The 13,879-nt window shown below is 45.2% G+C and carries 14 protein-coding genes; 13 read left to right on the top strand and 1 reads right to left on the bottom strand.

The window, feature by feature from the left end:
- Positions 1 to 5 precede the first annotated feature (5 nt).
- From WKT00_RS03870 to WKT00_RS03830, 9 genes are read left to right on the top strand one after another with little or no spacing between them, the layout of a single operon-like run.
- The gene (locus tag WKT00_RS03870) at positions 6 to 476 is read left to right on the top strand and encodes an FHA domain-containing protein (protein ID WP_101694066.1); all 471 of its coding nucleotides are present in this window, start codon (positions 6 to 8) and stop codon (positions 474 to 476) included.
- Between the two features lie 20 nt (positions 477 to 496).
- Positions 497 to 2,512, top strand: coding sequence for a protein kinase domain-containing protein (locus tag WKT00_RS03865; RefSeq protein ID WP_340261085.1), 2,016 nt, complete (start codon positions 497 to 499; stop codon positions 2,510 to 2,512).
- Positions 2,509 to 2,655 carry a hypothetical protein gene (locus WKT00_RS03860; protein WP_159459840.1) on the top strand — a complete coding sequence of 49 codons (147 nt, stop codon included), beginning with the start codon at positions 2,509 to 2,511 and terminating at the stop codon, positions 2,653 to 2,655. The genes WKT00_RS03865 and WKT00_RS03860 overlap by 4 nt, the downstream gene beginning before the upstream one ends.
- Positions 2,652 to 3,629, top strand: a complete 978-nt coding sequence (locus WKT00_RS03855; protein ID WP_340261081.1) for a hypothetical protein — start codon at positions 2,652 to 2,654, stop codon at positions 3,627 to 3,629. Before WKT00_RS03860 ends, WKT00_RS03855 begins: the two co-directional genes overlap by 4 nt.
- Positions 3,630 to 3,686: 57 nt before the next feature.
- Positions 3,687 to 3,968, top strand: a complete 282-nt coding sequence (locus WKT00_RS03850) for a zinc ribbon domain-containing protein (RefSeq protein WP_101694069.1) — start codon at positions 3,687 to 3,689, stop codon at positions 3,966 to 3,968.
- 23 nt (positions 3,969 to 3,991) lie between these two features.
- Entirely contained in the window at positions 3,992 to 5,995 is a 2,004-nt protein-coding gene (locus WKT00_RS03845) for a phospholipase D-like domain-containing protein (protein ID WP_340261078.1), read from the top strand.
- A 45-nt stretch (positions 5,996 to 6,040) separates the two neighbouring features.
- On the top strand, positions 6,041 to 6,892 hold the full coding sequence (locus WKT00_RS03840; RefSeq protein ID WP_340261076.1) for a deoxyribonuclease IV: 852 nt from the start codon (positions 6,041 to 6,043) through the stop codon (positions 6,890 to 6,892).
- A 10-nt stretch (positions 6,893 to 6,902) separates the two neighbouring features.
- Positions 6,903 to 7,589, top strand: a complete 687-nt coding sequence (gene tsaA / locus WKT00_RS03835; protein ID WP_340261074.1) for a tRNA (N6-threonylcarbamoyladenosine(37)-N6)-methyltransferase TrmO — start codon at positions 6,903 to 6,905, stop codon at positions 7,587 to 7,589.
- A 6-nt stretch (positions 7,590 to 7,595) separates the two neighbouring features.
- On the top strand, positions 7,596 to 8,108 hold the full coding sequence (locus WKT00_RS03830; protein ID WP_101694073.1) for a GNAT family N-acetyltransferase: 513 nt from the start codon (positions 7,596 to 7,598) through the stop codon (positions 8,106 to 8,108).
- A 54-nt stretch (positions 8,109 to 8,162) separates the two neighbouring features.
- Here WKT00_RS03830 and WKT00_RS03825 read toward each other — a convergent pair whose 3' ends face one another.
- Positions 8,163 to 8,765, bottom strand: a complete 603-nt coding sequence (locus WKT00_RS03825) for a cytidylate kinase-like family protein (RefSeq protein ID WP_101694074.1) — start codon at positions 8,763 to 8,765, stop codon at positions 8,163 to 8,165.
- A 184-nt stretch (positions 8,766 to 8,949) separates the two neighbouring features.
- On the opposite strand from WKT00_RS03825, the gene WKT00_RS03820 reads away from it, so the two are divergent.
- The 4 genes from WKT00_RS03820 to WKT00_RS03805 all read left to right on the top strand — a co-directional run bounded on the left by WKT00_RS03820 (position 8,950) and on the right by WKT00_RS03805 (position 13,836).
- Complete coding sequence (locus WKT00_RS03820) at positions 8,950 to 10,860, top strand: BMP family ABC transporter substrate-binding protein (protein ID WP_340261071.1); 1,911 nt, start codon at positions 8,950 to 8,952, stop codon at positions 10,858 to 10,860.
- Between the two features lie 9 nt (positions 10,861 to 10,869).
- On the top strand, positions 10,870 to 11,490 hold the full coding sequence (locus tag WKT00_RS03815) for a metallophosphoesterase family protein (RefSeq protein ID WP_340261069.1): 621 nt from the start codon (positions 10,870 to 10,872) through the stop codon (positions 11,488 to 11,490).
- A 130-nt stretch (positions 11,491 to 11,620) separates the two neighbouring features.
- Positions 11,621 to 12,859, top strand: a complete 1,239-nt coding sequence (locus tag WKT00_RS03810) for a [Fe-Fe] hydrogenase large subunit C-terminal domain-containing protein (protein WP_340261067.1) — start codon at positions 11,621 to 11,623, stop codon at positions 12,857 to 12,859.
- Positions 12,860 to 12,909: 50 nt separating this feature from the next.
- A complete protein-coding gene (locus WKT00_RS03805) occupies positions 12,910 to 13,836 on the top strand; it encodes a tRNA dihydrouridine synthase (RefSeq protein ID WP_340261065.1) in 927 nt (308 codons plus the stop codon).
- Positions 13,837 to 13,879 lie beyond the last annotated feature (43 nt).

Below are 13,879 nucleotides of genomic sequence, written 5' to 3'. Positions count from 1 at the left end.
AAGATATGCGCGATTATTTGAACGGCTGGACGGCGGAAACGGCGAAGATGATTCCGCCGATAGAAAGAACAAAAGGACAGAAGCCTGCGGTTAAGATTCGGGAATATATTCCACCCATTGCGAAGCAGGAAGAGGCGGCGTATGAAGAGGAAGCAACCGTATTTTTAAGCCGTTCGCCGAAAGTATCGCTTCGGCTTAGACGGGAAAAGACGGGGGAAGAGATAGAAGTAGGAACGGACTCCTTTCTTCTGGGAAAAGGAACGGACTGTAATTATGTGATTCAGGGAAATGTTTCTGTCAGCAGACATCATGCAAAGATCTGGAAGGAAGAAGATTTCTATGTTTTACAAGATCTCAATTCTTTAAATCATACATTCGTAAATGGGAATGAGATTTCGGAAGCGGTAAAGCTGGAGAATGGAACAAGAATTCTGCTTGCAGATGAAGCGTTTGAAGCATTATTGGAAGTAGAATAACAAAGATAAGGGAACAGAAGATGAGAAGTGGAAATGAGTTATCGGATACATATCAAATCATAAGAAAGCTAGGAGAAGGCGGTGGAGGCATCGTCTATCTGGCTTATCATAAAAGGCTTCGCAAGGAAGTGGTCTTAAAGCAGATCAAGGGGAAACGGTTTTCTGTGGCGGATAAGCGTCAGGAAGTGGATATTTTGAAAAACCTGAATCATTCTTACCTTCCCCAGGTTTTAGATTTCCTGACGATTGACCATGAAGTCTATACAGTGATGAGCTACATTCCGGGAAAATCCTTCCGTCAGCTTCTGAAAGAGAAGAGACGATTTTCACAAGGCGAGCTGATCCGATATGGAATGCAGATCTGCAGCGCGCTCAATTATCTGCATAGTCAGAATCCTCCGGTTATTCACGGAGATATTAAACCGGCCAATATTATGTTGACTCCACAGGGGAATATCTGTCTGATTGATTTTAATATTTCTTTCTTTTTAGATGAAAATGCAGTGTTGGGATACACAGATGGTTATACCTCTCCGGAGCAATATATTATTGCGCTGGATAAGGAGTCGGAGCGTTCCATTGGAAAGTATGCAAAGATTGATGAGAAAGCAGATCTTTACAGTGTGGGCGCTACGCTTTATCATTTGGCGACTGGAAAGAAGCTTAGCGGATACAAGGATCGTTTGGATCGGGAATATCTGGCGGAGAGAACCAGCGAGGCATTTGCCCAGGTTATTGCGAAATCAGTGGAGATTGATCCAAAGAAACGATTCCAGAACGCATTTGAGATGTTCCTTGCATTTCAGAATGTAGCGAAGAAGGATTGGAGATATCAGGCGCTCCTTCGCAGACAGAAGGCAGTCCGTTTTGGACTGCTGATAGGAATGGCAGGATGTCTTGCTATTGGCGGTTATGGTATTTATCGAATCCGGGCGGAACGGGTGACAGAATATAACAGACTGGTGGCACAGCAGGAAGAATATCGGGAAAACAAGGAGTATGACAGGCAGGAGGAAGTCTTTGAAGAGGCAGTTCGGATTTTGCCGACTTCCTTGGAAAGCTATTATCAGAATGCCTGTGCGCTGTTTGAGCAGGAAGCCTACGAAGATTGTATTTCCTTTGTGGAGTATGATGTGGAAGAGAACGAAAAACTGAATCTGATGCAGGAGCGAATGGCAGATCTTTATTATCTTGCAGCAGAAAGCCATATGGAGCTTGAAGAATATGAAGAAGCTGTAGAAGCCTTTGAAAAATTGTTCCAGCGGGGCGGATTCCATCAGGTATATTACCGGGATTATGCTGTGGCGCTGGCTTATAATGGAGAAGAAAATGATGCTGAGAAGGCTCTTAATGAGGCGATAGACTTAGGACTTGGGGAAGATTCTGTATATTATACCCGCGGAGAAATTAAGAAGTCTCTTGGAAAACCAGAGGAGGCGGTACAAGATTTTAGAAACTGTATTGAAATTTCCGAAGATGCAAAATTAAAAGCAAGAGCATATGTCCTGATTCAGGATCTTTATGAAGAACAGGGAAGAGACCTGGATCAGCGGGAGATTCTAAACGAAGCAAGGAACGCGCTGCCGATGGAAAATCAAATGTTGATTTTGCAGCGTTTGGTAGAAGTGGATCTTAAGCTTGCGGGAAAAAGTGGAGAAAACAGCTATCTTAAGGAAGCGTCTGATGCCCTTCTAACTGTGATCGATCAGGGATGGGACAGTTACGATACCTATAATAATCTGGTGATTTTGATGCAGAAGCAGGGGAATCTTTCAGATGCAGAAACCTATGCCAAAGAAATGCTGGAAAAATATGGTGAAGATTACAATATCTATAAACGGCTGGCATTTCTGGAAATTGATAAGCAGGAGCAGAAGCAGAACAGGCAGAGGGATTACCGTTCGTTTGAAGAATACTATGAGAAGGCAAAAAAATGGTATCAGGAAGAGCAAAAAGAGAACGATACAGACAGTGAGATGGAGCTGTTGAATCAGGTATATCAGCAGGTAGTATCAGGAGGTTGGTTGTCAGAATGATGATAGGATGGATTCTTACAGGAATTGGATTGACGGGAGCAATTGCCTGTTTGGCGGCATTGATTGCAACGGGCAAAAGCTTTGCAAGACAGAGGGAGCGCCTTCTGGAGAATATAGAAGAGGAGCAGGAGGACAAAAGATGAGGAAGACATGGAGACATATCGCGGCGGCATTGTTTGTGGTGTCGGGGTGTATGATATTTTTACCGTTGATTGAGGTGTCGGGAATTTCTATTTCCTTGCTAGATGTGATGAAGATGGGAATCGGAAGTGGAGCGGATGCATGGGGAGAACTTGGAGAGATTGCAAAAAACTACATGAAACCATTTTTCTTCCTGATTCTTGCTCTGATTGTATTGATTCTTGCAAGTGCGGTGCTTTGTGAGGCGGCAGGCTGGAGAAGGTTTTATATTCCGGCATTTGGGGGAGCGTTGATCATAAATGTGTTGGTTGTAATCTGCAGTGTTTCTGTATATCAGAAAATGAAAGCACTTCGGAGTGGACTGGATTTCTTTGGAATGGGGGATGTACTTCGGATCCGAAGTCTCCCGATTGTATTATGGTGCCTGATCTATGCCGGAATCTTTACACTGTGCGTTTTAGGACTGTTAAAGGCCAGACAGATTCCGCAGACTGGCGCATATGATATTTTGCCGGAGGGATTTCATCAGAAAAAAAATCCCTGGGAAACGCAAGGGAGACAGTCGCATCCGGTGACGGAGCAGGACTATTTGAACCAGATTCAGAGTTTGGAGAAAGAAAAGCAAAAGCAGCAAAAGCAGCAGGCGTGGGAGCAGAATCTACTGAGCGATTATCAGGGAGCGTTGCGCGGAAAGAGTGGAATATTTACCGGAAAGGTTTTCCTTATGGAAGAGAGAGTTCCTGTCTACTTTGTGTGGGATGGGCAGCAGGTGTCAGTCGCAGGACAGCAGAGTGAGGAAGTGCTGGCGGAGGTATTCTATCTTCCTGTATATGGCGAGTATTGCGTTACCCCAAAGGAGAGGTGCTGCTGCTTTTTAGAGAGTGGACAGCCGCTTGGAAAGGAGCGCCATTACTACTTGTCCAGAGGAACGATTCTTTATCTGAAGGATCCAAGAATGAAATTTGAGCTGGCCTAGCAGAAGAAATGCAAAAGAAGCTTTAGGTTAGAAATACATAGAAAGAGAGAGACGGATATGGGAAGCAAAGATGAGACAGTATTTGTAAATTATGAAAAATTGAATCCGAAGAATCAGATGGGAAATGGACAATTGGATGAATTAAGCCAGACGTATCTGGAACTTGGAAAGGCGTACTATGAGGGGGGATTTGAGGATCCCCTTCCGGAGCTGATTGCTTTCTTTGATAAAATTACGCAGTTAAAACAGAAAAAGACAGAACGCTTCTGTCCAAATTGTGGAGAGAAAGTTGCAGAATCCGCGGCGTTTTGCAGGAAATGTGGACATAAGCTGAAATAATTTCAGGAGAGGACGAAAAAGGTATGAAATGGGATAAACGTGAATATTTTTCAATTCCGAATTTGATGGGATATTTTCGGATTTTGCTGATTCCGATCTATCTGATCGTATATATTCGAGCAGACAGCGTTAGGGACTACCAGATTGCGGCTGGAATTATGGTGCTTTCGTTTTTGTCGGATTTCCTGGACGGAAAGATTGCACGAAGGTTTAACATGGTGACGGAGTTTGGGAAAATTCTGGATCCCATTGCGGATAAAATGACCCAGGGGACGCTGGCGCTTAGTTTTACATTCCGGTATCCGGCAATGGGCGTGCTTTTACTTTTGTTTTTATTGAAGGAAACCATTATGGGAATCCTGGGCGCGTATATGATGCATAAGGGATATCGTATGGGCGGCGCAAAGATGCATGGAAAAATCTGCACAGCAGTATTAGATCTGGTGATGTTTCTTGTATTACTGCTTCCTAACCTGCCTTACCTGGCGGTGAATCTGATGGTAGCAGTTAGTGTTTGCGTGATGGCAGTTTCCCTTTGTCTGTACTTAAGAATGTACTGGAATGCTTGGAAACAGCAGAAAGGCAGCCAGGAAGAAATAGGGGCAGAAAAGAGGCGTAGTCGAAAGATGGTCATTGTGATAATCGCAGCAGTGTTAGTGTTGTTTGCTTTGGGGGCAATCCTTCCATTTGCAAGGCAGCCTAAGGTGACGGAAAAGACAAAGAAAGAGCTTGAAGTGGAGCGTTTTTATTCGGATCAGCCATCAGGAGAACGGGCAAAGGTGATTTCTGATAACGGAGAAGCGTTAGAGGAGAGACTTCGCTTGATTTCTCAGGCAGAGGAAGAGATCATTTTGTCTACTTTTGAGTTTGACTCTGACACCAGCGGGACGCAGATGATTGCCGCATTGGCAGATGCTGCCGCTCGTGGAGTGAAGGTTCGGGTTTTGGTGGATGGTTTTCCATATCTTACAACGATGTGGGGGAATCCGAAGTTTCTTGCGCTGGCACAGACAGAGAATGTGGAGATTCGGGTGTATAACCCGGTTCGGCCGTGGAAACCATGGGGCATTATGGGGCGGCTTCACGATAAGTATCTGATTGCAGATCGTACGGCGTATATTCTAGGCGGACGAAACACGTTTGATTTTTTCCTAGGCGACCAGAAAGGATATAAGAATTACGACTGGGATATGCTGGTTTATACAAAAGAGGCATCAGGGGACAGTTCTTTGGAACAGGTGCGTTCTTATTTTGAATCTGTATGGAAAATGCCGGAATGCAAGACATTTGGGAAGAGCCGTTTTTGGAAACAGAATCCATCTGTTAAGAAGGCAGAGGGAGAGATTGCAGACGCAGTAAAAACTTTGAAAGAGGCGTATGGAGATGAGCTTGGAAAGATCGATTACGAATCGATAACCCTTCCGGTCAACCAGATTCAGTTGATTTCCAATCCGACCCATATTCTGGCGAAAGAGCCGGTGGTATTTTATACCATTACGGAATTGATGAAGCAGGCGAAGGAGGAAGTGGTATTCCATACTCCATATGTCATCTGCGACGACTGGATGCTGGAAAGGCTTAAGGAGGTCTGCGAAGGTGATAAGGATGTAAAAATGATGACCAACTCCGTTGCCAACAATGGAAATCCATTTGGTGCGATGGATTATCAAAAGAACAAGGAGAAGATTTGTGATACTGGAGTGGAAATCCTGGAATATGACAAAGGAGTTTCCTACCACGGGAAGTGTTTTACGATTGATGATCGTCTGGCGGCGATTGGTTCTTTTAACTGGGATATGCGAAGTGCTTATCTTGATACGGAGCTGATGCTTGTGGTGGACAGCCGCGAAGTGAATGAACAGCTTCGTGATGAAATGAAAAAATATGAACAACATGCTCTGAAGGTGACGGGGAAAGATACTTATGAAGTACCGGAAGGAGTAGAAAGGCAAGAACTTAGCGCAAAGAAGAAATTTCGGATAGCAGTTCTTAAGACGGTAGCTGGATGGGCGAGATTTTTAATGTAGGATAGAAGCAGTGCTTCAGAAAATATAAGGAGAAAGCGATAGATTATGGAGAAGACAACAGCAGAAAACCTGGTGATAGGAACTCATATGTCGATTGCCGCAGGGCTTGAGAAGACAGCGAAAAATGTGGTGAAGATGGAAGCGAATACCATGCAGATCTTCAGCAGAAATCCGAGAGGATCTACTTATAAAACATACAGTGACGAGGAAGTGCAAAAGTTTCAGGAGATTCGAAGGGGGAACGGGTTTGGTCCCATCCTTGCACATGCTCCGTATACTATGAATCTTGCCAGTGAGAAAGAGTCCGTCTATGAATTTGCATGTACGGTGATCCGGGAGGATATCCGCCGGATGGATGCGTTGGAAATTGAGAATCTGGTATTTCATCCGGGGAGCCATACCGGAATCGGGGTGGAGGCAGGAATCCAAAACATTATCGCCGGGCTTAATCAGGCGATAACCGGTCAGGAGAAGATCTGTGTACTGTTAGAGACCATGAGCGGAAAAGGAACAGAGATTGGAGCAAAGTTTGAGGAGTTGAAAGCAATTCGTGACGGAGTCTTACATCCCGAACGGATTGGAATCTGTCTGGATACCTGCCATGTGTATGCGGCGGGATATGATATTGTAGAGAATCTGGATGGAGTATTGGAAGAGTTCGATCGGATATTGGGGCTCGATCTTCTGCGTGCCATTCATCTAAATGACAGTATGATGCCGTTTGACTCTCATAAGGACCGGCATGCGGTGATCGGAGGCGGAGAGATTGGTATGGATGCGCTTCTTCGTGTGATCCGTCATCCAAGGCTTAGAGGAATTCCATTTTATCTGGAGACGCCTTTGGATGATAGAGGGCATAAAGAAGAAATTGCCAAGATTAAAAGCTTACTAAAGTAGGAGATGAGTTATGAACGAAATGAAGGTAATTGCCCATATTCATACGGATTTTCCGTCAAAATTTGGGATTCCGCGTCAAAGCGGGCTGGCGGATACGAAAGCCGAGATTGTGTTTGTACCGAAATACCGAAATCCGGATGCATTGCGAGGATTGGATGCATATTCTCATCTCTGGTTGATCTGGTGTTTTTCAGAAGCGGTACAAGAGACCTTTCGTCCGATGGTGCGTCCCCCAAGACTTGGCGGGAATACCAGAGTAGGGGTGTTCGCGACCAGATCTCCGTATCGGCCAAATCCGTTGGGGTTATCAAGTGTCAAGCTGGAAGAAATTGTATGGGAGGGACCCCATGGGCCAATCCTTCGAGTGACCGGGGCTGATCTTTTGGATGGAACGCCCATCTATGATATTAAGCCCTATCTTCCTTATGTAGACTGTCATCAAGATGCAGTGGGAGGCTTTACAGACGAGGCGCAAAAATATCATCTTAAGGTAGAGTGGGAGAGAAGCGTTCTTGAAAATCTTCCTAGAGAAAAACAGTTGGAGTTGGAACAGATTTTATCTCAGGATCCAAGGCCATCATACCAGGAAGATAAAGAAAGAGTTTATGGAATGGAATATTCCGGAATGGAAGTGAAGTTTCGGGTGGAAGAAAAAGATTTAAAGGTGTTGGAGATTAAAAAGATCGGGAGTGAATGATAGAAGATGGAATTTGTAGTGGCAAAAGAAAAAGATCTGGAGCGAATGTGTGAAATTACGAAGATGGCAAAGAATCAGCTGAAAAAGATGGGGCTTGACCAGTGGCAGAAAGGATATCCGTCCAGAGAAGTATGGATTCAGGATATTGAAGACGGGTGCGCTTATTTGGCAGTGGAAGACGGGCAGATCTTAGGTGTATTTGCATTTCAGACAACGCCGGATGTGTCCTATGGAGAAATTAATGGAAAATGGCTGACTGATGGGGCATATGCATCCATGCACCGAGTTTGTGTGGCAGATGAAAGTAAGGGACGCGGTGTGGCTGGGAAGATGTTCGCTCAGGGATTTTTGATGGCAGGAGAACTTGGGTTCCCAGCGGTTAGAATTGATACGCATCCCGGTAATATTCCGATGCAGAGGGCGCTTGAGAAAGCTGGTTTTTTGGCCTGCGGAGAGATTCATCTCAAGGGTGGATGCGAAGACGGAGATCTTCGGATTGGTTTTGAAAAAATTTTATAAGGCATAGAAAAACGGTGCAAATTCACTCTTGAATTTGCACCGTTTTTAGATCAATTACAGACGATTGTAAATGCCGGAAAGAAGATCGAGAAGCTCTTCTTGTGGGAATGCATGGGTGTCTAGGCACAAATCATAGTTTTCAATGTCTTCCCAATACTGATCTGTGTAATAATTATAATAATAGCTTCGATCTTTATCCACTTTACGAATCAGCTTTTCCGCTTTTTTCTCGTCTGTGGAGTAACGCTCCATCACTGTTTGAATTCTTACCTCATAAGGAGCATAGAGGAAGATGTGCTTGCTGGTTGGTACATCCTTTAATACGTAATCAGCACAACGCCCGACGATAATGCAGTCTTCTGTCTCAGAAAGTTTGCGGATGACTTCCGACTGTGCGCTAAATAGTTTCTCGTCAATGTGTTCATAGCGGTAACGGCGGTCCAGGGAGGTATCAAGATCCGTCTGATACGCCCAGGGCTTTTCGCGTTTTTCATCCACTCGTTTTAGCTGATCATAAGGGATATCCATCTGTTCGGCAGCCAGCTGGATGAGGTCTTTGTCATAACAGTGGATGCCAAGTTTGTCTGCCAGTGCAATTCCGATACGATGTCCATTGCTTCCGAATTGCCGTCCAATTGTGATAATTCGTTTGCTCATATCCGTTCCCCCTTCGTAAAAGGTAAGTATTATTTTGTTAATTATAGTGTAGCACTGTCTGCGGGTGGTGTAAAGAAGGAGAAGAGGCGGCAGAACAATTCTATTTGCCGTTCGTTTTAAAAATGTGTATAATTGTTGCTGTATAAAAAGTAGATTGAAGATCCAAAGAAGCAGGAGGAGACCGATGGCGTTAGCAGAGTATGTGAAAGCGTATAAATTAGGGAAAAAAGAGTACCAGGCGCGGATACTTCAAGAGCAGAATCCTACCCTTCCGGTGTTGGATGAGATTCTTCCAACCAGGGGGACATTTTCGGAGGTGCCGCTTGGACTTGTGCAGATTCCTATGGATCAGATTGTAGGAACGAAGACGGAAGGAAGAAGCAACGCATTTGCAGCAAACTTCATGCCGATTTTAAAGGAAAATACGGAGTTTGCCCATAAGTGGGCGGCTCTTTCTACCAGCCATGAAAATGAAGGAATCCGTGAGCCGATTAAAGCCTATGAATATATGAACCGTTTCTATATAGAAGAAGGCAATAAACGAGTCAGCGTTATGAAATACTATGGAGTAGTGTCAGTGCCTGGGAATGTGACAAGAATCATTCCCAAGCGCACGGAAGAAAAAGAGAACAAAATTTATTATGAATTTTTGGATTTTTATGAGCTGACGAAAATCAATGCTATCTGGTTTTCGGAAGAGGGACGCTTTGCCGAACTTCAGGCGGCAGTGGGGAAGAAGCCTGGAGAATACTGGAGCGACGATGAAAAGATGAATTTTAAATCGATCTATACGCGGTTTTCAGCGGAATTTCAGGCGCGTCATGGCGATCGACTGGCGATTACATCCGGGGATGCATTTTTAGCGTTTATCGCGATCTATGGATATGAGCCGGTCTGCGAGATGACGACGAGCGAACTGAAAAGGCTGATTGGGAAGAGCTGGGAAGAGTTTCGGCTTCTGGAGACCGAGAATGATATTGATTTGAAGATGAACCCAGGGCGGGAGAAGAAATCTATTTTGGGAAGGCTTTTTCCGTTTAGCACCACCAGGCAGAAGATTGCATTTATCTATGAAAAGACTCCGGAATCTTCCGCGTGGACGTATGCTCACGAGCTGGGAAGGCTTCATTTGGAGCAGACGTTCCCGGATGAGGTTGAAACCAGATATTATGAGAATGTTACAGTGGAAACGATTGAGAAGACGATCCGAAATGCGATAGAAGAAGGGTGCAATTTGATTTTTACTACGACGCCTGCCTTTGTCCAAGCCAGTGTCAAGGTTGCGATTGAATATCCGGAACTTCGGATCGTCAACTGTTCGCTGCACACGTCGCATCGCTATATCCGTACTTACTATGCAAGAATGCATGAGGCGAAATTTTTGATGGGTGCCATTGCCGGAGCCATGGCAGAAAATGACAGGATTGCTTACATTGCAGATTATCCGATTTACGGCTGCATTGCTAATATCAATGCGTTTGCGCTGGGAGCACAGTTCGTGAATCCGCGAGCGAAGGTGTATCTGGAATGGTCTACAAAAAAGGACTGTGATCTTATGGAAAACATCAGAAAAACGAAGGCAACTTGCATTTCGGGAAAGGACATGGTGATTCCTGCGGAAGCGTCCCGGTATTTTGGGTTGTACCAAATGGAAGACGGACAGCCCAAAAATCTGGCAATGCCGCTGTGGGACTGGGGAAAATTCTATGAGCAGATGACGCGGACGATTATGAATGGAACATGGAAATACGATGATGATCCGGCTGCAAATAAGGCGATTAATTACTGGTGGGGAATGTCGTCAGGAGTGATTGATGTGATTTGTTCTCAGAATCTTCCGGAAGGAACCAAAAGGCTGGTAGACTTTTTGAGAAAAACTATCAGCAGCGGAGAGCTGAACCCGTTTTTGGGAGTTTTGCATTCTCAGGATGGCGTTGTGCAGTCAGATCCGGGCAGGAGCTTAACGCCGGAAGAAATCATAACGATGGACTGGCTGGCACAGAATGTGATTGGTTCGATTCCGGAAGAGGAAGAACTGACCGAACAATCTTGGCCGGTGATTTCCCAGCAGGGAGTGAAGAAAAAGGAAGGATAACAAAGATTTATGAGAATACTTGCTATTGCAGATCAAGAGTCCTCTTATCTATGGGATCATTTTGAAAAAAGTAAGCTGGAAGGGATTGATCTGATCATTTCCTGTGGAGATCTAAATCCTAATTATCTATCTTTCATTGCAACGTTTACATCGGCTCCGGTATTGTACGTGCATGGGAACCATGATGAGAGGTATAACCAGACGCCGCCAGAAGGATGCATTTGCATTGAGGATAAGATTTATGTACATCAGGGAATACGAATCCTGGGGCTTGGCGGCTCCATGCGCTATAAGCCGGGGGAGTGTCAGTATACGGAACGGCAGATGAAGGCACGGGTTAATAAACTGAAGCTTCAGCTGTTGAGGCGGCGCGGATTTGACATTTTGGTCACCCATGCGCCGGCATATCAGCTGAATGACGGGATGGATCTTCCCCACCAGGGATTTCGGGCCTTTCTTACGCTTCTAGATCGATACCGGCAGAAGTTTTTCCTGCACGGCCATGTCCATATGTCTTATGGAAGACGGCATAAGCGCTATGATAAATATCAGGATACGCATGTCATCAATGTATATGAAAGATGCATATTTGATTATGAGGATGAGGAGCCGGGTAAGCATATCCGGTAAGAAATGAAAATATCAGCAGATCAGAATGAAGAGCCCGGAAGGACATTTTAGAATAAAAGTCTGAGGTTTGGCCAATGATAAATAGAGACGGCAGTTTCGCCGATAGAAATGGATGAATCGAGGACGGAATATGAAAACACTGCAAGAATTATATGAGGATATTCTTGAACAGAAAGTGAAGGCAAAAGAGCCGCTTCCGGCGCAGTATGATCCAAGACATCTTGATTGTCTCCTTAATCCAAGACAATATGCTCCGGTGGTTCCTTCTGCGGAATGCGAACAATGCAGTTACGACCGGGCGTGTAGAAGAAGCTGCCTGTTTGATGCGATTGAGGAACAAAGGGATGGAAGACTGTGGATCAATCCAGAGCGGTGCGTTGGCTGTGGGGATTGTATAGAAGCCTGTAAGGAAGGGCATCTTATGATGTCGAAAGACGGGCTTGCTGCGATGCGGGCGGTTCGCCGCTCTCCCGGAAAAGCATATCTGATGGTGGCGCCTGCTTTTGTAGGGCAGTTTGGAGAAGGGGTGACTCCCGGAAAATTGCGAAGCGCATGCAAGGCGCTTGGATTTGCCGGAATGGTAGAAGTTGCACTCTTTGCAGACATTCTGACATTGAAGGAGGCACTGGAGTTTCAAAAACATGTGCGGGAAACTGGGGATTATCAGCTTACTAGCTGCTGCTGTCCCGTATGGATTCGTATGATACGTGGGAAATATCACGAGCTGCTTCCCCATGTTCCTGGGGCAGTGTCCCCTATGGTTGCATGCGGGCGAATGCTCAAGAAGATGAAGAAAGAAGCAGTGACCGTTTTTGTGGGGCCTTGTCTTGCGAAAAAAGCGGAAGCCCGTGAGGCAGATATTGCGGATGCTGTGGATTATGTGCTGACATTTGAAGAGTGGAAAGAGTTGTTGGATGTAGCTGGAATCCGTCCAGAAGATCTGCCGGAAGATGAGAAAAATCATGCATCGTCGGCAGGGCGTTTGTACGCGCGTGCAGGCGGTGTCAGCAAGGCGGTGTCGGAGATGGTTATGCAGCTTGGCGACAGCGCGAAGGAAGAAGCATTGAATATAAAGAGTGAAAAAGCAAGCGGAACGAAAGCGTGTATGGAGCTGATACGCCGGATTCAGGCAGGAGAGACGGATGCTAATTTTTTTGAAGGAATGGGCTGTGAAGGCGGCTGCGTGGGGGGACCCAAACGGTTGGTGCCTGTGGATGACGGAAAGAAGTGGGTTGATCAGTATGCTGCTGATGCGAAGTTTCATACGCCACTTGAAAATCCGTACGTGCTGAGACTGCTGCAAGACTTAGGATTTGATACGGTGGAGCAGCTTTTGGAAGATGAGAGTTTGTTTACTCGCGTATTTTAGGGAGAAACAAACGGATAAAATACAGAAGAAAAGGAAGGACAGATAACGACATGAAGTATTATCTTGCCCCGCTTGAGGGCATTACGACGGATGTATACCGGAGAGCGTATCATGCACATTTCCGGCCGATGGATAAATATTTTACCCCCTTTTTGGTGCCGCACACCAAGAAAGGGCTAAGCGCCAAAGAAATCCGGGAAATTTCTCCGGAGAATAATAAGGGGATGTATCTTGTGCCGCAGATTATGGCGAATGATGCGCAAGGGTTCCTTGATACAGTAGAGAAGCTGAAATATTATGGTTACAAAGAAGTAAATCTGAATCTGGGATGCCCGTCCAAAATCGTAGTGTCAAAAGGGCGGGGATCTGGATTTCTGGCGAAGCCGGAGGAATTGGATCGCTTTTTGGATGCTATTTATCGGGGAACAGATGTGAAAATTTCAATCAAAACAAGAATTGGGAAAAATGAGCCGGAAGAATTTGAGCATCTGCTTGCAATTTATAACCAGTATCCACTGGAAGAATTAATCGTACATCCACGGGTACAGCAGGATTTCTATAAGAATCGTCCCCGAATGGAAATGTTTACAAAGGCAGAACAGGAAAGTCGATGTCCAGTCTGTTATAATGGGGATATTTTTTGCGCGGAGGATGGAAAAAAGTTTGCAGAACAATATCCGGCTGTGAATCGTATGATGCTGGGGAGGGGCATTCTTAAGAATCCGTCTCTGACAGAAGAAATGGAAGGGAAGCAAAGAGCTGATATGGCTAGAATCCGCGCATTCCATGACCAGATCTTTGCAGAATATCAGGAACGCAGTATGGGAGAGAAGAATGTTCTATTTAAGATGAAGGAGATCTGGAGCTATCTTGGAAGCGGTTTTCAGGAAGGAGAAAAACTTTTGAAAAAAATTCGGAAAGCGGAACATTTTGATCGATATGAGGAGGCAGTATCGCAGCTTTTAGACGGCGAATAGAAAAGAAATGGGATTGCAACGGTGAGAGGATTCCGATATAATA

It is taken from the genome of Dorea sp. ICN-14282 (assembly GCF_037890115.1).
In the GTDB taxonomy this organism is placed as follows: domain Bacteria; phylum Bacillota; class Clostridia; order Lachnospirales; family Lachnospiraceae; genus Dorea_B; species Dorea_B phocaeensis.
This window is presented reverse-complemented; position numbering and strand designations above follow the sequence as displayed.